At 34.0% G+C, this 21680-nt stretch carries 17 protein-coding genes; 6 read left to right on the forward strand and 11 right to left on the reverse strand.

The window, feature by feature from the left end:
* Positions 1–66 precede the first annotated feature (66 nt).
* From tilS to KF896_11620, 3 genes are read left to right on the forward strand one after another with little or no spacing between them, the layout of a single operon-like run.
* Positions 67–2400 carry a tRNA lysidine(34) synthetase TilS gene (tilS, locus tag KF896_11610; GenBank protein ID MBX3044355.1) on the forward strand — a complete coding sequence of 778 codons (2334 nt, stop codon included), beginning with the start codon at positions 67–69 and terminating at the stop codon, positions 2398–2400.
* Between the two features lie 10 nt (positions 2401–2410).
* Positions 2411–2965 (forward strand): hypoxanthine phosphoribosyltransferase, encoded by a 555-nt coding sequence (hpt, locus tag KF896_11615; protein MBX3044356.1) that lies wholly within the window; start codon positions 2411–2413, stop codon positions 2963–2965.
* Between the two features lie 11 nt (positions 2966–2976).
* Positions 2977–3579 (forward strand): tetratricopeptide repeat protein, encoded by a 603-nt coding sequence (locus KF896_11620; GenBank protein ID MBX3044357.1) that lies wholly within the window; start codon positions 2977–2979, stop codon positions 3577–3579.
* A 9-nt stretch (positions 3580–3588) separates the two neighbouring features.
* On the opposite strand, the gene KF896_11625 is transcribed toward KF896_11620, so the two are convergent.
* From KF896_11625 to KF896_11635, 3 genes are all read right to left on the reverse strand, one after another.
* Positions 3589–4212 (reverse strand): ribonuclease HII, encoded by a 624-nt coding sequence (locus tag KF896_11625; GenBank protein MBX3044358.1) that lies wholly within the window; start codon positions 4210–4212, stop codon positions 3589–3591.
* 65 nt (positions 4213–4277) lie between these two features.
* Entirely contained in the window at positions 4278–5036 is a 759-nt protein-coding gene (locus KF896_11630; GenBank protein ID MBX3044359.1) for a GTP cyclohydrolase I, read from the reverse strand.
* On the reverse strand, positions 5036–5485 hold the full coding sequence (locus KF896_11635; protein ID MBX3044360.1) for a 6-carboxytetrahydropterin synthase: 450 nt from the start codon (positions 5483–5485) through the stop codon (positions 5036–5038). The genes KF896_11630 and KF896_11635 overlap by 1 nt, the downstream gene beginning before the upstream one ends.
* A 94-nt stretch (positions 5486–5579) precedes the next feature.
* Between KF896_11635 and KF896_11640 the strand changes: the two genes are divergently transcribed.
* A complete protein-coding gene (locus KF896_11640) occupies positions 5580–6350 on the forward strand; it encodes a DUF4292 domain-containing protein (GenBank protein MBX3044361.1) in 771 nt (256 codons plus the stop codon).
* A 12-nt stretch (positions 6351–6362) separates the two neighbouring features.
* Positions 6363–7715: a phosphodiester glycosidase family protein gene (locus KF896_11645; GenBank protein ID MBX3044362.1), complete on the forward strand. Its 1353-nt coding sequence runs from the start codon at positions 6363–6365 to the stop codon at positions 7713–7715.
* Between the two features lie 23 nt (positions 7716–7738).
* On the opposite strand, the gene accD is transcribed toward KF896_11645, so the two are convergent.
* From accD to KF896_11660, 3 genes are all read right to left on the reverse strand, one after another.
* Positions 7739–8578: an acetyl-CoA carboxylase, carboxyltransferase subunit beta gene (gene accD, locus KF896_11650; protein ID MBX3044363.1), complete on the reverse strand. Its 840-nt coding sequence runs from the start codon at positions 8576–8578 to the stop codon at positions 7739–7741.
* A 322-nt stretch (positions 8579–8900) separates the two neighbouring features.
* Positions 8901–10139 (reverse strand): ADP-forming succinate--CoA ligase subunit beta, encoded by a 1239-nt coding sequence (gene sucC, locus KF896_11655; protein ID MBX3044364.1) that lies wholly within the window; start codon positions 10137–10139, stop codon positions 8901–8903.
* Positions 10140–10326: 187 nt separating this feature from the next.
* Entirely contained in the window at positions 10327–10902 is a 576-nt protein-coding gene (locus KF896_11660; GenBank protein MBX3044365.1) for a superoxide dismutase, read from the reverse strand.
* Between the two features lie 262 nt (positions 10903–11164).
* Between KF896_11660 and KF896_11665 the strand changes: the two genes are divergently transcribed.
* On the forward strand, positions 11165–12367 hold the full coding sequence (locus KF896_11665) for a porin (GenBank protein ID MBX3044366.1): 1203 nt from the start codon (positions 11165–11167) through the stop codon (positions 12365–12367).
* Positions 12368–12412: 45 nt separating this feature from the next.
* On the opposite strand, the gene KF896_11670 is transcribed toward KF896_11665, so the two are convergent.
* The 5 genes from KF896_11670 to KF896_11690 form a co-directional block, all read right to left on the reverse strand.
* Positions 12413–12871: a zinc-dependent metalloprotease gene (locus KF896_11670; protein MBX3044367.1), complete on the reverse strand. Its 459-nt coding sequence runs from the start codon at positions 12869–12871 to the stop codon at positions 12413–12415.
* An 18-nt stretch (positions 12872–12889) separates the two neighbouring features.
* On the reverse strand, positions 12890–13492 hold the full coding sequence (locus KF896_11675; GenBank protein ID MBX3044368.1) for a hypothetical protein: 603 nt from the start codon (positions 13490–13492) through the stop codon (positions 12890–12892).
* 16 nt (positions 13493–13508) lie between these two features.
* Positions 13509–14414 (reverse strand): hypothetical protein, encoded by a 906-nt coding sequence (locus KF896_11680; GenBank protein MBX3044369.1) that lies wholly within the window; start codon positions 14412–14414, stop codon positions 13509–13511.
* Between the two features lie 680 nt (positions 14415–15094).
* Complete coding sequence (locus KF896_11685) at positions 15095–19069, reverse strand: aryl-sulfate sulfotransferase (GenBank protein ID MBX3044370.1); 3975 nt, start codon at positions 19067–19069, stop codon at positions 15095–15097.
* Positions 19070–19121: 52 nt separating this feature from the next.
* Positions 19122–21599 (reverse strand): aryl-sulfate sulfotransferase, encoded by a 2478-nt coding sequence (locus KF896_11690; protein MBX3044371.1) that lies wholly within the window; start codon positions 21597–21599, stop codon positions 19122–19124.
* Positions 21600–21680: the final 81 nt, after the last annotated feature.

A 21680-nucleotide genomic window follows, 5' to 3' on the forward strand; every position in this document is an offset into this window, starting at 1 on the left:
ATTAATATTTTGTCGCTTTTTTTAATTTGAGTAGTTTTGCATTTTATTATATATTATCTTAAAAAAATGTCTAAGAAAACTGTTATAAAAAATAATGTTGACTCTGAAATCAGCGAAGATGTGAAAACTGAGTCACCTGAAAAAGAAATTCCGGTTACACCTGGAAATGTATCTGAAAAATCGTCTGAAACATCAATACTCAGAAATCCAAAGTCTAAGAGAAGACGCTTTCCGAAGCGACCAAGGAGAATTAATGGTATTGAGTTTAAGGTTAAAGCTAAACCAGTAGTTGAAATTCCTGCAGAAATTATTGTTGATAAAGTGAGCGATAAAAATGAAGTAGCTACTAATTTAATTATTCCGACAGAAACCAATATCGAAGAATCACATACTAATTCTACTATAGTTAGCGATTTACCAACTAAGCAGTCAAGAAGACGAAAGAAGAAAAAGCCGTCACAGAAAATACAAGAGGTAGCAGTAAGCCAAACAACTGCGTCAACTGAAGTGATGCAGATGCCGGTTGAGAATGATGAAGCCAATAAGCAAAATTCAGCAACTGTAATTATTCCGGAATCCCAAACTCCGGATTCATCTGAAGTAACTTCTATCGTACCTGATTCTACATCAAGAAATCGTAAGAAAAAAAAGAAAAAGAAACCGAGTCAGCAAACTCAAACTACTACTGAGATTGTTATTCAGGATACTGTTGAAATTCAGAATTTGCCTGAGACACAACCTGTTAATGCAGTAGTGGGCAAACAAAACATTAGTAAAAAGCAGCCGCATGTTCAGCCTACTAAGACAGATACTGGCAAGCAGATTCCTGAGAAAAAGCATCCGCATGTTCAGCCTACTAAGGCAGATACTGGCAAGCAGATTCCTGAGAAAAAGCAAACCAAGCCTGAGAAAAGTAAACAAACTCAAAAAACTGAAATTTTATACTCAACTTTACCTAAAGTCAAAGAGCTTAGTAAAAGCCAGTTATCTAACGAGTTTTTGAATGATTTCCTAAATCAGGTCGAAGATTATTTAAAGCAGCAGGCATATATAGAGCCGGGCGGCAAGATACTTCTTGCTGTTAGTGGGGGAGTAGATTCCATCGTAATGATGGATGCCGTGGCTATTCTAGCTCACAGAATGAGATTTTCTCTTTATGTTGCCCACTTCAATCATAAACTTCGCGGGCTTTCAGCTGATGCGGATGAAGTACTCGTAAGAAATGTCAGCAAGGAATATAACCTGCATTTTTATGCAGGCTCGGGCAATGTTAAGCAATATTCATCTAAAAACGGGCTTTCAATTGAGCATGCCGCAAGAATTTTAAGATATAATTATTTTGAAAGAACTGCCAGAAATATTGGTGTTGATATTGTCGCCACCGCTCATACTGAAGATGACCTTGTCGAGACATTTTTCATAAATTTATTCAGAGGTAGCGGGCTTACCGGACTTAGCAGTATGCCATCGAAAAGAAAATTTGTAAAAAATGTTTCTCTCGTCAGACCATTTCTAAAATTCAGCAAGAAAGAGCTTTACAAATATGCTGAAATCAGAAAATTAAAATGGAATGAAGATGAGACAAATTCTCTTTTAAATTATACCAGAAATAAAATTCGACATGATCTGATACCAAAGTTAATTGATGAGTATAATCCATCGCTTATTAGCTTGATAAATCGCACCGCAGAGCTTATTCAGGGTGCTGATGAAGTAATTAAGGATATTGTAACAAAAAGTATCATAAATGTCATTGATGAAGCAAATAACGAGCGTTTTAGTCTGAAAATTAATATGCTATTGACATTCAATAAATTTATGCAGGGTGAACTTATTCAATATTCATGGAACAAATATTTCCGACTTCAACCAATGCCTCTCAGTACTATTGACAGAATATTGGTACTGACAAAAAGCCAAACCGGAAGTATCTGCGAAATTTCATCAGGATATTATGTATTAAGAGACCGCAACAATTTGATTTTTGTAAAAAGAATCAAAGATATTCCGTCATCATTAATAATCGAAAAACCCGGTGAATATAAAATTGGAAAGTATAAACTCGAAATAAAGGAAGTGAAACCTTCTGATGTTGCTTTTTCAGATGATAAGAATATCGAATACATTCCAGCCTCACTAATGGAACCATTTGTAGAAATTCGGAACAAAAAAGAAGGTGATAATTTTTTCCCTCTTGGTGCGCCGGGTGAAATGAAGTTGAGTGATTTCCTGACAAACGAGAAGGTATCTTTGGTTGATAAGCCAAATGTGTTAATACTTACGAACAAGATTGATATTTTATGGGTTATGGGATACAGAATCAGCGAAAAATGCAGAGTAAAAAAGTCTTCAAATGAGAAAATTTACAGATTAAAAATGTTTTTATCGGACAAAAAATAGGATATTTGTTATGGAAGAAAGAATTGTTATTCAAGATAAGGTATTCAAAAAATTTATCACAAAATTTGAAATTGATGCTTCTGTAAAGAAACTTGCATCGCGCATAAATCGTGACTATGAAGGCAAATCACCAACAATACTTGCAGTAATGAAAGGTGCTATGCTATTTACAGCAGACCTTATGAGACATATTAATCTGCCTTGCGAACTGGAAGTCATAAGCGCCAAAAGCTATGGTACAGGTATGGCGACTTCTGGAGATGTAAAAATAGCTGACTTCGGTGCAAAATTCAGTGGGAAAGATATTATTATAGTCGAAGATATTGTTGATACAGGTCTTACTCTTAAGGCACTTTTTCATAACATAATGCTGCATAACCCTGCAAGTCTGGAAGCTGCAGCAATTCTGTCAAAGCCAGACTCAAGAGAGGTCGAAGTCAGTCTGAAATATACAGGAATCGAGATTCCGCCGTATTTTGTGGTTGGTTACGGCTTGGATTATGCCGAAAAAGGCAGAAATTTGTCTGATATTTATATACTTGATAACGAAATATTACAATCTTAATTTGGAAGTTAATGAGATACATATTTATTATTATCATATTTTTTAATGCATCTTTTTGCTTTTCACAGTCTGCAGATGAATATTATTTTCGAGGGCTGAAATTTGCTTCAAGAGCAGAGTATCAAAATGCAATTAAAAGTTTCACTCGTGTTGTTGAAATAAATCCAACATATTACAGAGCTTATCTTAAAAGAGGGATATCATACCATAAGATTAGCGATTTGAGTAATGCAATAGCTGATTATTCAATGGCTATTGAAATTAATCCTAAATTTGCTGAAGCATATTCTTATCGCGGATTAGCCAAACTTGATATGGGCGATAATTCGGGAGCAGTTGTAGATCTGGATATGTCAATAAAGCTGAATCCTAATTTCTCTAAAGCAATTTTTAATCGGGGGCAGGCGAAATACAGAATGAAAGATTTTTCAGGTGCTCTCGTTGACTTTAATAACGTAATCTATCTTGACCCTTTCAATGCTCATGCTTTCATGAAACGTGGAATGTCCTACTATGGAAATGGTGAACTTGAAAAAGCATGTGAAGACTGGGATAAAGCAGCAGACATGGGCTGGAATGATGTCTATGAATACATTAGAGATTATTGCAGATAAAAAAAATGTTTAGAAAAGGGTTTCCTGCTTAATAACTATATTCTTAAGAAATGTTTTTCTATGAATTGGGCAGTGTCCAAATTTCTCTATCGCTTTAATATGAAAATCTGTAGGGTAACCCTTGTGTTTATCGAAACCGTATTCAGGATAAAGTTGAGCGGCTTTCTCGACCATCCAGTTGTCACGAGTTACTTTAGCAATAACTGATGCTGCAGCTATTGACAATGATGTTGAATCACCTTTGACTATCGTCGTATATGGAATATCATATTCCGTAAAGTAATTTCCATCAATAAAAATGTGCTTAGGAACTAATCTAAGTCCATCAAGGGCTACTTTCATAGCTTTCACCGATGCCTGAAGAATATTTATTTCATCTATTTCAATATTATCAATTATTCCAACAGATACATCAAGAGCATTTTTATATATTTGCTCGTATAACTTCAGTCTTGCTTTTTCAGTCATTTTTTTGGAATCGTTCAAGCCCGTGAATACACTTCCCGGTTCGATTATAACTGCAGCAGCTACAACAGGTCCTGCAAGTGGTCCACGACCTGCTTCGTCAACACCTGCCACTAAGTGATTTTCGTTCCAAAAAGGACCCTCATATTCAAGATGAGGAAAAACCATAAATATCCGAACTTTTATAATTTGTAAAAAAGCGAACTACAAATATAAGTAAAAATTGGATAATATCAGCGATTAGTGTTTTCTATTAACTTCAAAAATTCATTTCGCAGATTTAAATCATCAAGTAAATAGCCTCTCATCACAGATGTTGTCATTAGAGAATTTTCTTCAGAAGAGCTCACTCCACGCGCTATCATACAGTAATGCTTGGCATTAATTACTACTCCCAGCGCCTTTGGTTTCAATAATTTTTCCAGATAATCAGCAATTTGCTCACCAAGTTCTTCCTGTATTTGACCACGACGTGAAAACCAGTTGACAATTCGGGTCAGTTTTGATAGACCGATTACATTTTTGTTAGGGATATAACCTATTGCGCACATACCTGAAATTGGTTGCCAGTGATGAGAGCAAACCGACATTACTTCAATGCCTCGGCTTATAATCAAATTATTAACATTATTTCTATTCGGAAATACAGTCATCTTGGGTGGAGCATCATACCGTCCCGCGAAGAGTTCATTTACAAGCATTTTTGATAAACGCTTGGGGGTTTGAGTGCTATTGGGATCATTACGTGAGATTCGTAAAATATCGAAAATCTCTGTGTATTTTTCCTCCACAAGCTGTAGCATCTCCTGACGCTCATCTTCAGAAAGCTCAATATTCCCGTTTGCATCAAAATTCTTATAACCTAAATAGTTAAACTCTGGAAAATTTTCTGTCATTTCTTCATTCCAATCATAATCGTCAATCTTTAAATCTTCAATTTCAATTATATCGAAGCTATGACTGCCATTACCGTTCTTTATTGAATTATACATTATTTTCTTTCTCCATCATTCAAATAAACAGGGATATTAACTTCGCCTCCCATAAACTCGACATAACTATTTTCTGACTCAAATAGTCTGACTTTATATAGTTTTCCGTCAGTGATTTTGTCTTCCAATAATTTCCAAAAAGTTACAGCAATATTCTCAGCAGTTGGGATTATGCCTTTGAGAAAAGCCACGTCATAATTAAGATGCTTGTGATCAACCTTATCAAAGATTTCATTTTTAATTATCCTTTTTAATTTTTTTAAATCTATTACATACCCGGTTTGAGGGTCTGGAAGCCCTGCAACAGTGACTTCTAAAACATAATTATGACCATGACCAAAAAAGTTATTACATTTATCAAATATTTCGTCATTCTGTTGGTCACTAAATGTTGGATTAAATAATCTGTGCGAAGCAGAAAATTCAATTTTTTTTGTAACATAAAGCATTAAATTTTACCTATTTTTGTATTGTCCAAAGTTTCAAAAATATAAACGTATAACTTTGTTTTATATTTGTATAATATTTGTATAAAAGTTTATCATGAGAAAAGTTTCATCTAAAATTTGTTTAATATTTATAATCATTTGCCTAATTTTTGCTTCCTGCACCTCTGTTAAGAAGACAGGTAGTGATATTAGCGGCATTTCGCTTAAAGAACTGAACACTGAACTTAAAAAGCTCGAAGCAAGCTGCATAATCAACTCTACCATGAATAATCAGACTTTCAATTTCCGGATAAAAATAAATATTGCCGGAGTTGATACTGTTTCTATGACGGTATTTGGTCCTTTTGGAATCACTGTCGGCAGGCTTTACTCCGACTTGAATCGCTTCAGATTTCATAATATCATGGAAAATTCTCTTTATGAGGGCTCTCCAACAGAAGAAAATATCAAGAAAGCAACCAATCTGAGCATATCTGTTAAAGATTTATTGAGTTTATTTCAAGGAAAAACACCATTCAAAATCAAGGATTACAGTTTGCTCGAAGAAACCGGTAATGAATTTATATTAAAAAGAGTTGACGCTTCGAATTTTGGAGATTTTGCTGTAATTAATAAAAACGATTTGAAGTTAGTACGCTATCAGAGAAAGGATAAAGGTAATGTACTTATACTTGATTCCTCTTTTGATAAGTACAAAACAAGTGGTGAAGTATCTATTCCGGGAAGTCTGAATTTCGCAATGCCGACTGTTGACGGGAAAATGATTATTGAGATTGAAAGTTTTAAAATAAATGAAAGCGCTGCATCACCTGTTAAGTTTGATGTACCGTCATCAGTTACAATTATTGATTTAGATAAGTATTGAAATTAAGAAATTATGATATATAAACTTATAATAATAACAATTGCAATATTAACCATTAATTATACAAATATTATACAAATATTTGCAAAAGCTCCAGTAGCTAAAAAATCTACTGATTATCCCAGTAAATTATTATTCGATACCTTGCTCCATCCGGGACTTAAATATTCAAATATTTTATTTGGAAAAAGAGTAAATAAAATTAGTGCTAATATTTTGGAATTTGATTTAACCAATCCCGAGCTTGAGTTGGCGGTTTTGAAAGCAAAAAACAATATCTCTGAACTTGATAAATTACATGGAATTGTCAATATTGCAGATTCATCTGACGGCAAACTAACTCTTGCAGCAATTAATGGAAGCTTCTGGAAAGCATACCGAAATAATCCTATTGGAGCATGCATAATTGAGGGTGTGGTCGTTGAAATGAATCCTTACAAAGAATGGACTGGAATTTTCTTCGATAGCCTGAGCAGACCAACTATTGATAATTTCAAATTGAGTGGCAAAGTCAAACTTCACGACGGAAAAATTATAAACCTGACATCAGTCAACAGAAGAAGAGACTCTGCAGGAATTGTGCTTTACAATAAATATGGCGGATATGTAATTCCTCATGTAAATGATGCAACAATTGAGAAAATGATAAGTGAAGCTTATTTGACTTTACTCAGCGACAGTACTTTTATGGCTGATGATTCTACAGAAGTCGAATTTGATTTTGAAGAATTTGAACGAAATATCATGACAAGTGCCAGAAATGAAAAGTTAGAGGGTTCAATACTTAAAGCACTGATTGAATATATTGATAAGCCTGCTATTAATCGTACTGTACGCGGAGTTGTGAATTATGTTGACACCGGTTTTGTCAGCATTAATGATAATCAGACAGTACTTTCTCTGGGTTATAATCTCCCGCCCGATATTCTAGTATATGCCGGCGATACATTAGAAATTCTTTTTGAAACCGATTTGTACAGAGAAACAGAGTTTTTTCATGCAGTTACTGCTACTCCAAGACTTGTTCGAGGAGGAAATGCTGCTCACGAAGCCTATAGAGAAGGCTCAAAATCAAGACGATTTATAAATGGGCAGTTAGGACGCACCGCTATTGGCTACAATAAAGATAGAACTAAATTATACCTTGTAACAATTGACCATTCAAACAGGTCTGCAAAGAAAAAAGGCTCATCGCTCGGTGAACTGGCACAAATAATGAAACAAATTGGTTGCTATGATGCCATGAATCTTGATGGTGGTGGCTCAAGTGTAATGGTGATTGACGGCAAAAATATTATGGCTAAAAGCAATCCCAATGCATCAAGAAAAATTTCCGTTGGCATTGGGATTAGAAAAAAGAGATGAATATATTAATTCAATAAAACTATTTAATTATAAAACCACTCAACAATTTGGGATAATTCATCCCGCATGACTTTTCTATCAATTATTTTATCAAGGAAGCCATGTTCCAATAAAAATTCGGCTCTTTGGAATCCAGCCGGAAGTTTCTTGCGAATAGTCTGCTCAATTACTCTTGGACCTGCAAAACCAATAAGTGCTCCGGGCTCTGCAATATTTACATCACCAAGCATTGAATATGAAGCTGTTACGCCACCTGTGGTAGGGTCAGTAAGAAGTGATATAAACGGTACACCTGCTTCATCAAGCTCAGCAAGTATAGCAGATGTCTTAGCCATTTGCATCAGAGACAGGACAGATTCCTGCATTCTGGCGCCACCACTGGCTGAAATCAGGATAAATGGCATTTTCTTATCAAGGGCAATTTTGGCAGCACGATAAATTTTCTCGCCAACAACAGAGCCCATACTTCCACCAATAAAATTGAAATTCATACAAGCAAATGATACTTTTCTACCTTTCAATGAACCAACACCGGTTGTGATTGCATCATTAACACCTGATTTTTTGTGACCTTCAGCAATTCTTGTTGGGTAATCCTTCGTATCCACAAATTTAAGAGGGTCAGTCGAGCGTATATTCTGATTTGTCTCCTCAAACGAGCCAACGTCAAGAATAATATTGATATATTCTTTCGAGCCTATTCTGAAATGATACGAACATTTTTTACAGGTGAATAAATTTTCTTCAAGGTCAGTTTTGTACATTATTTCACCGCACGACGGGCATTTTGTCCATAAGCCGTCAGGCATCGCTTTTTGGGTTTCTTCAGTAATATTGGCTTTAGATCTTACAAACCATGCCATTATCGTTTTCCTTATTTTATCAAAGTTAATTTCAATATTTACATTAACACATTAGCGAATACTAAATTGTAAATTTCAATTAAAAAAAAATATAAGAATGTGAAATATTTTCAATCAGCCTATTGAAACAGCTTTCAATTCATATTCAAAAGTTTCTATTAATCATAAAACCATATTTTTGATGGAATAATGATTCTAAACATCAAATTAGATTTATTAATTTCTACCTTTATTGGAAATAACTCAGATAACAAATCAATAATCTTTTAAAAAAAAGCTGCCAAAATTTTGACAGCTTATATAATAAAATATTTTAATTTTCTTATTTTTTCAAAACTTCAGTAACAAGCCTTGCCGCATCTTCAAAATTAAGAGCTACTTTGAATTTCATGGTAGATTTTTTGAGCATTACAGCGGCTTCTTTGGCATTTGTTCCATCAAGACGTATGATAACAGGAAGTTTTACTTCAATTGTTTGAAGAGCCTGAATTATGCCTTCAGCTACTTTATCACAGCGAACAATACCACCGAAAATATTGATTAGAACAGCTTCCACATTGGGGTCACTTAGCATTATTCTGAAAGCGTTTGCAATTCTTTCAGGATTTGCACCACCGCCTACATCAAGGAAGTTTGCCGGCTTACCGCCTGATAATTGAATTAAATCCATTGTAGCCATAGCTAATCCGGCACCATTGACCATACAGCCGACGTTACCGTCAAGTTTGATATAATTCAGATTAAATTTTGAAGCTTCAACTTCTAAAGCGTCTTCTTCAGATACATCGCGAAGATCCATATATTCAGGATGGCGGAAAATAGCATTTTCATCAAAAGTCATTTTGCAATCTAAGGCAATCATATCACCATCGGTAGTTAGAACAAGCGGATTTATTTCCACAAGACTGCAATCCAATTCATGGTAAGCTTTCACAAGCTTTGTTATAAAATTTATAAAGCTGTTAAAAGAACTGCCTTTAAGACCCAATCCAAAAGCCAAACTTCTTGCCTGATATGCCTGAAACCCGATAGCAGGGTCAATAGTTTCTTTGAGAATCTTTTCGGGAGTTTCTTCTGCAACTTTTTCAATTTCAACACCACCTTCAGTCGAAACCATAACAACATTTCTGCCGGTTTGTCTGTCGAGGGTAATACCTGCGTAAAATTCCTTGTCAATTGAAACACCCTCTTCAATGAGCATTTTACTGACTAAAGAGCCTTCTTCCCCGGTTTGGATTGTAACAAGTTTGTTACCTAATGTGGCATTAGCGAACTGATATGCTTTATCGGAAATATTTCCACCGCTAATGACATTAACACCGCGAACAGTTTTGCCGAAAAGTTCAGCCGGCTCGCCATTAGCAGCATTGATTACTGTACCTTTGCCTCTGCCGCCTGCATGAATTTGTGCTTTTAGAACTATAGTTCCTATTCCTTGAGATTCAAATTCGTTGTAAGTTATACTTCCGGCATCTTCTGCTGAATAGATGACTTTACCCTTTAGTGTAGGGACATTATACCTGCTTAACAACTCTTTTGCTTGATACTCATGAATCTTCATTTTTTTCCTTAGAATTTATTTTAACTTATATTATAAAATATTTTCAACTTTGATTTAAGTAAAAATATTTAATCGTATCTACATATTAATTATTGTAAATACATACTAACAAGTTTTTTTTATTACAAAATAACAAAAAAGCTGCCCAAAATTGAGCAGCTTTGTTCAATTTCGAATTCAATAAATATCAGAATTTTGAAGCAACTGAATTCCAGTTGATTACATCAAAAAATGCTTCTACATATTTGGGACGTGCATTGCGATAGTCAATATAATAGGCATGTTCCCATACATCAATACCCAAAAGTGCACTTTTACCTTCAGTTAGCGGATTGCCTGCATTGCTGTATGATACTATGTCAAGTTTGCCGTCAGAATTTTTAACAAGCCAGGTCCAGCCTGAGCCAAAAAGACCTGTTGCAGATTTTACAAATTTTTCTTTAAAGCTGTCAAATGAACCAAAACTCTGTTCCAAAGCTGAAAGCATATCGCCACTTGGAGTGCCGCCGCCATTTGGTGTCATTATATCCCAGAAAAATTCGTGATTCCAGATTTGAGCTGAATTATTGAATAGAGGACCTGATGATTTTGTAATTATTTCTTCTAATGGCATATTTTCAAATTCGGTTCCGGCAATTAAGTTATTTGTATTGTTAACGTAAGCCTGAAGATGTTTGCTGTGATGAAAATCCATAGTTTCTTCTGAAATGTAAGGCGCCAAAGCATTTTTTGCGTAAGGTAATTCTTTGAGAATGAATGACATTTGATACTCCTGAATTGATTAAATAAATAATTAAAATATATATATAAACGCAAAAGATTAATAAAAATTTTATGTTATGCTAATTTTAATCCTAAATGTAAATAATTTTTATTTACATGTTATATTGTTCTCAAATATTGCAAACTTTAATTTTTCTATATTTGATAAAAATGTAAATCATATTTTTTTATTCAAAATTATCAGATTACTTTTGTATTTGTTAAGATTGTGTTAATTGTATTTTTCTCAAAATGGATAAGAAATGAATCTACGTTTATGGTATTTCATTGCATTACTTACAGCAATGCCTGTTTTCATAGAAGCACAGGAAACAACCCGCTCACCTGCCAGCTTTGACTTTAATTCAAATGGAATTATGTTTGAAACAGCAGATACATCTCTTTCAGTGATTATGCGATTTCGTATGCAAAACAGAATCAGCTACAACACTGTATCGGAAACTGACTTAAGCGCAAAAAGTACAGAGCTTGCTGTAAGAAGACTTCGATTGCGTTTTGGTGGTTTATTGTATAAAAAGCTTAGTTTTAATTTGCAGCTTTCATTTGCAAGAAGGGACTGGGATATTGTTGATTCGGATTTACCTAACTTAATTCGTGATGCAATGGTATTTTGGAACTTTTCACCCAATATCCAACTTGGAATCGGACAGACTAAACTACCCGGCAACAGGCAAAGAGTTATTTCTTCTGGCGATATGCAGTTTACAGACAGGTCAATAGTAAATTCTATATTTACTATTGACAGAGATTTCGGTATTCAGGGTTTGTATTCTACAAAAATAAGTGATGTAGGACTTAATATAAGAGGAGCTTTATCAAATGGAGACGGGAGATATGCTCCACAAATGCCCGGAGCAAATTTTGCTTATACAGGAAGAATTGAAGTCCTGCCATTTGGTAAATTCTCAGGCGGCGGCGATTATTTCGAGGGAGATTTGATGCGTGAACAGAAGCCTAAATTATCAGTTGGGGTAACATATTCATATAACGAGAAATCAACAAGAACACGCGGGCAGTTGGGTCCTCAGCTTCTGAAGACTGTTGACCAGAGTGTTCTTCTGGCTGATGCAATTTTGAAATACAGAGGATTTGCATTCTACACTGAGTATGCTCAAAGAAATGCTGATGAGCCTTTCACCGGATTTTTAGAAGGTGCACCGGTTTATGTTTATATTGGGCAGGGGTATCTTTTTCAGGCATCATATATTTTCGACAGCAATATCGAAGTCGCCGTCAGAATGGCAACAGTTATTCCTGATGAAGCTATACGTGAATTCTCAGGCGCTGAATTCAACAGACAATTTACCGGCAGTTTATCATATTATATAAGCAATCACAGAGCTAAAGCACAACTTGAGTTAATACACAATACTCTTGAAAATATGATTACAAATAGTGAAAGAATAAACTGGACAGGCAGATTTAATCTAGAAGTCGGAATTTAGAATAATATAAGTAAGGGCGAATTGTCGTTCGCCCTTGTTTTTTAATCACATCTTCACAAATTTTTCCACCTTATTACCAATCCTTATAAAATACACTCCTGCCGGTAAATGCGAAACATCAATTCTTTGGGTGGACAGGTCAAGCCCTGTCCCTACGGACATCACCTCAATTCCAAGCATATCGAATATTTGTACTTTATCTACTGCTGCAAAGGGCTGAAGCCCTTTGTTGCTGAATTGAATTGTAATAAAATCACTTGCGGGATTTGGGTAAGAAGTTGATTGTTCTCTGTCATCAATAAATTCAAAAAATGAAGTAATAGTTGGGCAATGAAGCTTCGCAACCGCACATTTATCATATTCAGTTAAATTATAAGCATCCCTATTTGCAGGCATAAAGGATCGCATCACTGCACCTGAAGTTGGCTCCAATTTTGGATCAGGGTTGTTACAATGTTTATCATCAAAGTGACCTAAACCTAAAATATGGCCAATTTCATGCAAAAGTACTGAACAAATATTTTATGTATTATAACCTTTGTCTGGCTCTCGAGTATAATAATCGCTGTCATACTGGCAAAATGACTTTGCATAAAATCCATCAATCTTCTTTCCTCTCCAGGAATCTGAATTATTTAATGTGATATTACTTGTCGAACAGTTATATATACAAGGATGCCCTATACCATATGACCACCTAGATTCAGCATATGCTAAAGTGGTTGGACTACTAAAATCACTAGCTTTTTTAGACCATCTCAATTTAATTTGACATCCACTTGAACAAGAAGCATCTTGTTTACCACATACACAATTCCATTGTCTTTGGGCACAATTAATATCTTCTTGAATTCTTGTAGCATCAAACACAGTCTCAAGACCTGTCATGGTAGGCAATTGTATTATCCCTGGTCCATCTTTATGGTCAATTATTGAACATATTGGCATAGATCCACGACGAACTGGTGGATTCAAACCAAGAGGTTCATTTGTACAAACAACATTACTCAAGCAGTCATGATAAGGATACTTAATTGATTCATCACATTTTAAATTAACACCACAATCATCTGCTAATAAATTTGAACAACTGAAGACTAATAAAAACAATATAAGATAGTTCATTTTATCCTCTCATTAATTATGGTGTAAAATTTTTAATTTGATTGACTCTGGTTTGGATTAAATTATAAAATGTATTTATATCTATATTTGTACCAAACCCAAGTTCATTATGTATATCAATTATGCTGTTATCTATAACCGGATATATTGAATTTGTCTTAGAATCAACAAATCTTAGAGGAAAAATTGTAAAGTATGAAGACGTTTCTGTTTTACAAATAAGCCTGTAATCAAAAAAAACAAAATATGATTGACCCGGAATCATTTCAAAATCAGGATTATATGTAAACCATTCCTTTGCAATTTCAAACTTAATGCACTTTTGAATAGGTGAGCCTATTATAGGTGGATTTGGACATTCACTAATTACTTTTCCTTTTATTAAACTATCAATATATGCCGTTATGATACTTGCTGTTTTTGCACTTCTAGCTATAGAATCATTATAGTTATAGACTGAGTTAACAGTTATTTTTGCTATAACAAATGAAGCCAACAAAGAAGCATCCAAAATTGGTTCTGGAGAAATTCTTCTTACAAAATCATAAAATAAATGCTCATAATCCATTGCTTCATACTTATTTATTTGTCCACTATGTTTATAGTTAAGATATTTTTCAGGATTGAATTCCAGCATTTTATAAAAATATCTCATCATAGTTTTGATCGTATCATTATATGTTTGATTGTTCATGAAACTGTAATAGTCATCAATATCCACATTTTTGGTTAAACTATCCAGTGCAATATATCCAATCAACACATCAAAGGGCATATCTGTAGAATATGGTGGGCAATTATGATTTAATGGAATTTCAAAATTCAGACCCTGATCTTCCGGAAAGCAAGGAGGACTCTGAGATAATAGGGTAAAACAACTCAAATTGATGAGTAATCCTATAATAATAATAGTATTTTTCATAATAAAATCCTTAATTAATTAAAAATTATTTTTGGAAGATAATTTTCTATCTCAACAATTTTCTAGAATTTTTATATTTGTAAATATTAAATCTAAAACCATAAGAAAAGATGTTGAAATGACCATTTAAAGACTAAGGATAATTATTCCTAAGTCCAAAATCATCCAATTTTGCGACAGAAATGATTTATATTTTGTAAATCTTATCTGCCGCTAAATCGTAATTCCGGGAATTTTAAGCTCCTCAAATAAAATAAATATTTTAATTTTGTGAAAATACTTTTCGTTGAGAATTCGTTGAGAATTCGTTGAGAATTCGTTGAGACAAAATTTATTAAACAAAAAATCTTTTTCTGTTGAAGTAATAAAGGAGAGATAAAGCGTTTGAAAAATGCAGATAACAAAATGGCAAAAAGGTTTACGATTGCCTCAATTTTCGGGGCAATGCTACTGTTGTTTCTAATATTTTTTCCAGTTAAAATCATTATTTTTCGTAATTACCATTATCGCTTTACTAAAATAGGAAGAATTTAATTAATGTGCAAACTTTTTTTCACAATCAGAAAATTTCTCCACCTAATTCCCAATTATTGTCAGAATCGCAGATTATTCGGATTGAAGAATTTCGCGGATTTATATATAAAGTAGGGGCAGGTTCCGAACCTGCCCCTACGGTATTTCTACATCTTCACAAATTTTTCCACCTTATTACCAATACGGATGAAATACACTCCTGCGGGCAGATGAGATACATCTATTCTTTGTGTGGACAGGTCAAGCCCTATCCATACAGACATAACTTCTAAACCGAGCATATCGAATAGCTGCACTTTCTCTGCTCGTGCAAAGGGCTGAAGCCCTATGTCGCTTAGCCGGATTGTGATGAAGTCGGATGAGGGATTGGGAAAAATATTTACAAATAAATCATTGCTTTCTTCAACTGATGAAGGGTTTTGAGTAGTAAATTCAACAATATCACTCCACCTGCTCGAATTTGTATCATTAAAAGATTTTACTCTTACGAAATACTTGGTATTATTCTCCAATGAATAATTATAGAATTCATAGTCGAAATTGGAAAGTTCACTAATTACACCTTCAAAATTTTCATCAGTCGCAATTTGCAGATGATATCTGTGAATATTATTTTGAAGTACCCATGTGATTGTTCCATCTTTTGGTACGTTAATGCTACCTTTTGCAGGGAATGTAATCAGCGGCGATTCAAGCTCAGTAGTAAATTTCAGAGGTTTTGACCAAAGACTTTTTGATGAATCATTAGAAGCAGCAATTCTGACGTAATATAATGTTCCATATTCGAGGTTGCTATAATTCAGTTCGTTTCCAATTATACCGGACTGTTTATACATTATTGTTCTGAAACTTTCGTGATTAGAGATTGAAACTTGATAATCAGAAGCGTAAGAAACAGGATTCCATGATATTTTTCCTGCAACAGGAACTGTTGTAACTCCGTCTTTAAGATTTGTTATCACCGGAATACTAAGAGATGTTTTGGAAGCAGTCGTGAAGGGCCAGGTGGCTGACCACTCGCTCAATTCTCCATCTCTTGAATATCTTACACGCCAGAAGTATGTAGTGTGATAATCAAAATTGATATAATTAAAAAAGCTATTTTTATAAACATCTTCAAATATTATATTTTCATCAAAATTGGAATTCTTTGAAACTTGTAATGTATAATAATCAATATCTGCAATTTCATTCCATTCCAGTTTTCCTGCAAGTGGAACCTGTAAAGCATCATTTCCGGGTTTTACAAGTTCAACAATCCTGCCCGGCTCTATTATATTAAACGATCTAACCTGAGACCAGCCACTACTGTCATACTTACTATAAGCCTTAACACGCCAATAATATGTATCATTAATTTTCAAATCTTCAAGTATAAGGTGCGTTTCTTTAATATTTTTATGTTCAATAACATTATTAGCAAACAAATTATTCGTTGAAACTTGAAGTGTATAGTTAATAGCTTTTATTCTTTGGTTCCAATGCAAACTCACTTCAGAAAATGCTTCAGCTCCATCATGAGGAAGAATCAAACTCGGAGGCATTAACTCAAGTCCTTTCCCTGTTTTGAAGCTAAAGGAATTCGACCAAGGGCTTATTAATTCATCACGGTATGCCATTACACGCCAAACATAAGTCTTATTTGGAGCAAGCTCTTCGATTTGATAATAATTATACTCTAAATTATCCAACTCAATAAAAATGTTTTCAAAATTATAATCATTGGATATTTGCAGTTTGAATTTTATACCTGCCGCTTTCTTATCCCAAGAAAGTCTGATATCTACATTGGTATTATTAGCATTATTGTCCGGATATTTCAGTTGGACAGGCGAAAGCATTGTTGTAAACATTCTGGTATCACTCCAGTCGCTTTCATCAGTTGACCTTGATGCCTTTACTCTCCAGAAATAGCTTTTATCATATTGGAGCTCACTTATTTCTATACTTTCGTTTTTAAGTTTGTCGGCACTCATTATTAAATTATCGAACTCTACATTATCAGCTAACTGAAATTCATAAAAGTCTGTACCCTGAACGTAACTCCACGAAAAATTAAATTTATTGGGAACATTGATTACACTATCGGCAGGAGACGATAAAATAGGTGTGGCAATTACAGTGGTAAATTCCCGTACATCCGACCAGCTGCTTGAGTCTGAACCTTTGAAAGCTCTGACTCTCCAGTAATATTTGATATTATGTGTAAAACCAAGAAAAGTGAAATAATTATTATTTATGTTTTTTGCATTTATGATTGGGTTTGTAAAATTTTCATAGTAATTAATTTGAATTTGATAACTGTCAGCTCCATCAACTTTTGACCATTTAATTGTGTCTTTAGGTGAAAAACCAAAGGAAAAATCATCGGGGAAAGTAAGCTCCGGAGCAGCTACATTTGTGTTAAATGTAAATACATCCGACCATTCAGATGTATCTTTTGTTGCTATCGCTCTCACTCTCCAGAAATATTTATCATTGAAGCTTAAATTTGAAAAGTTATATTTTGTATCATTATTTACGATTTGTGAAAATAAGGTATTTGAAAAGTTCTGAGTTTTGGATAACTGAACCTGATAATATTCTGCACCTGTAACCGAGCTCCACACAAGATTACCTTCATTTGAAATAAAGGAATTGTATGATGGAGAAAGTAAAATTGGTTTGTCCAAATCAATAACATCAATTACAAATTCACCCCACCCGGAAAAATCAGCATAAAGCTCACCCGTTGCTTGACTATAATAGGTTTGAAGCATTTCAAAAACTCCATAACCTTCCTTGCTTCTCTTATAAATAACGAGTTTAGAAGGAGAATCATTATAATTTAAGTCAGCCAATCTAACTTTAAAAGTACCGTTTAAATTCGGCTCATTCTTGTCAGTTGAAAGTACCCATCGTAAAGGCAATGTACTAATCAGATTCTGATTACTCGGTTCAAAATATGGAGGAGCATAGTCATGTTTTTGCAAATAGGTTCTTGTCATTTGACCAATATTTGCAACAGAAATTGATACACCTGTATTACCATTTGCACCTGTAAAATTATAATTTCCTGCTCCTGATATTTGCTTTTCATCGTAAACAGAAGAATAACTTACTTTTTGTGCTCTATAGAAAGGGAAATTATATGCTAAATTAAGTTCAAAAGCAACAGAACCATCGGGTCTTACTTCATTGATTGTTCCGCGTGACCATGCAATTAAAGTATTACCATTTGGCAATCTCTGAACGCTTCCCATTGATGCATTGTATGTTGGAGGATTATTTATAAATTCCCATACTTTTGTAATTGTTTTTGAAGAATGATTGACACTGTATTCGACTGCACGCGAAAATGGATTTTCGCGCATATTACCATTATCAAACATTAGTATGTTGCCATTTGGTAAAATTTGAGCAGTATGCTGATGAGAAAACCCTTTGAAATCTGCATTAAAATCATTTGTGAATGAATATTGATTATTCTTTGAATATGATCCGCCAATTCGCCAGGCAAACTCACCGGTTGACTTGTTGATAAGAGCAATTTCATCAAAATGTCTTATAGATATTAGTATATTACCATTAGCATCTTCAAACATTGAATTAATATGGGCAAAGTCAATGCCGACCATAGTCAAATCAATATCCGGTGTAGCATCTGTTATTTCCATGTGATCTAAAGCATGCCACTCCCAGTAAACAGTACCGGTCCTGTCGGTTTCAATTAAAATATTATCTATAACATAAGCATCTTCTCTTCCACCTTCAACAATTTGACTCATATCAATTTGATGCAATTCATTAACAAGCATCAGATAACGTCCGTTACTAAGAGAAATAAAATCATGGAAATCTGTAGCAAATCCGGTTTTATTTGGAATGCTGTCTATTCGATTCATATTTTTATCATAAATATAATATACGTCATTTGATAATTGAGCAAAATTGCCATTCCTCAATTCAAAGAAATAGGGTCCACCTTCACGGGTTTGTTTGTAACCTTGATAATAGCCGTAATTATCCACTACAGCAAAATTAGGATTTAATACCCAATCAAATCTGATATATCCCGGATAGGGTTTATCAAGTTTTTCAACTGTAAACTGATATTCAGGTTGACTATATAGCTCGCTCATAATGCTAAGCTGTATTACTATTAAAATAAAATAAAACTTTTTCATGGCTTACCTATCGCTTAATAATTAGTTTTCCTGTTTTTGAGCTATTACCTGATATAAGTTTGTATATGTATGAACCTGTCTGTAAATCACTGCAATCTAAATTGAGAAGATTCTGATTAATATTATCAGAATTTAAGACAACATTTTTTACTAAATTGCCCCTTAAATCATAAACACAGATTGTTAAATTTTCCAATACTTCTGAATTTATTTCAAAATTAACTTCATTCTGAGCAGGAATTGGGTAAATACTAACAAATTTCAAAGAATTATCTTCATACATCTCATTTACACTTGACGGATCAGGTTTGATTGTGAAATAACCCTGACTGATACCGGATAAATTCTCGTCATTAAGCGAAACAATTCGAACTCTGTAATTAGAATCCGGCTCTATATGTTCCGGAATTTCAAATGCATATGCACCGGTATAACTTTCGATGGAATCAAGAACAATTACAACTTCATCTTTCAGAAGAAGCTCTATCCTAACTGGTACGACAACATTCTGGTCCCAGTTAACAAATTTTCTGAAGCCGTCTTTATGCCATACTTCGCCGCCATTTGGTGAACTTATTTCAATAAAACCCGGCTCTAAAGCAAACATAAATGTTTCCGACCAATCACTTTCAAAGCTGTCGTTATATGATTTAACTTTCCAATAATATGTTTTATCAGCATCAAATTCATTTAAATTAATTCTTGTTTCAACAAGCTCATTTTCCTGAAAAACAGGATTTTCAAAATCAGGATTATCGGCTACCATCAACGATGATTTTCTGAAGAAACCATTTGGACTCCAAGCAAAATTTACAACTTGACCATTTTCAAGTCTTTTGCCATTTTCAGGTGTTGATAAAAATGGAGGATTTGGCTTTGATTCCGGATAATCTTTTGCAAGAATAAACTCGCCAAGTACATTAGTTTTTGCTGAAAGTTCATTTGTCTGGGGATTATAAGTCGTTACTAAAGGTATGAAGGTTTTTTTATCGTTTGTATCTCTGTAATAAATTGTATATTTTTCGGGATTGTAAATATTAATCATACCATCTAAATTGAATCTTATTTCACATTCGTAATTATTAAAACTGTAAGCATTCACTTCATATCTGTATGGAGCAACATTCGGAACTTTGCCTGTAAATCTCGGATATAAAGGGGCATACTCATATTTATAAACATCAATCCAATTGTACATAAATCCTTCAAAACTCTGGAATACAATTGTAACCCCTGTAGTATCAAATGAATTATTGAATTTGTAAGTGTTTAATGGAAGAAGTTCATCTCGCGAAACTTTATTACTTTCTTTTCCTATTGGATAAGGAAATTTCAGTGCTTTGAAAGCATTGATAGTCTTAGGAAGACGCATTTCAAATTCGACTTTACTATCTTTATTAACTTCTGTAATATCAAGTTTTTCGGGATTTGATGTAGTATTTCCCCAGCCAATAATAGTATTCCCGTTCGGAAGTCTTTGAGTTGAAGCATTTGCAGTTGCAAAAACCCTTACATCAGGCACATACTCCCAGACTAATGTGGCAGTTTTGTTTACGTCGTCAATTTCATACTCAACTGCTCTTGAATAAGGCGGGTCATGCTGGTCGCCATTATCAAACAAAGTAATATTTCCATTTGGAAGAATTCTTATATCGTGCTGCATTGAGAAGTAAATTGGAGCATTATTTTCGTTTTCATTAATAAATGTAAATTCATTATGTTTGCCACCAAGTCGCCAGATTATTTCCCCGGTTGTGCGATTTACTTTAGTAATTTCTGAAAGCAATCTGTTGCAAATCAAATAATTGCCATCGGAATCAATAGCCACTGAATTAAAATTTGAGTACAGAGTAATAATATTCAAAAAGTCATCAATAGGCTGATAAGTATCTTCAATATTAATAAAATCCCAGCTTCTCCACTGAAAAACTACATTTTTATCAATGTCCATCTCAACCAATATTGCTCCTGCTACGATTGCATTCGGATTGCCATTTTCCACAACTTTTGACATATTAATGTGATGTGCCTCAAATGAACTGTACACATAATGCCCGTTAGGTAAAATTTCAGATACGTGGGGTGCCGGAATAAAGCCATTGCCGGATACTATCGAATCAATAACTGTAAGTGAGGTATCAGCGATGTAAAATCTCGCTTCACTATACGCTTTGAAATATCCCTGCTGAACAGAATTGAATGTTATAAGACCATTTGGCTGGACGCTGAAATTGCTCGTAACACTTGTTACAGGACGGTAATTCAGTACATTTGCAGCGCTGTCAGTTATCAAAATATAACTGCCGTACCCTGCACCACGAGTTGCAAACATCATGATTCCGGGGGCAGGTTTATCTAATGTCAGAATATCAAAAGGAGGAAAATTATCAGGTAATTCCTTCGTATTTATATTTAAGCTCATTGAATAAAATATAATTATTATTAGAGCTGAAAACTTAGTCAATTTATGTAATTTATCTATCATAATTGCAATCCTTTAAAAACTTTTTACTATCGTGTCCATTTATAAAATTAAAATTATTAAATTATTCGTTCATAATAAAAT

The organism is Ignavibacteriota bacterium (genome assembly GCA_019637995.1).
GTDB lineage: Bacteria > Bacteroidota > Ignavibacteria > Kapaibacteriales > UBA2268 > JANJTB01.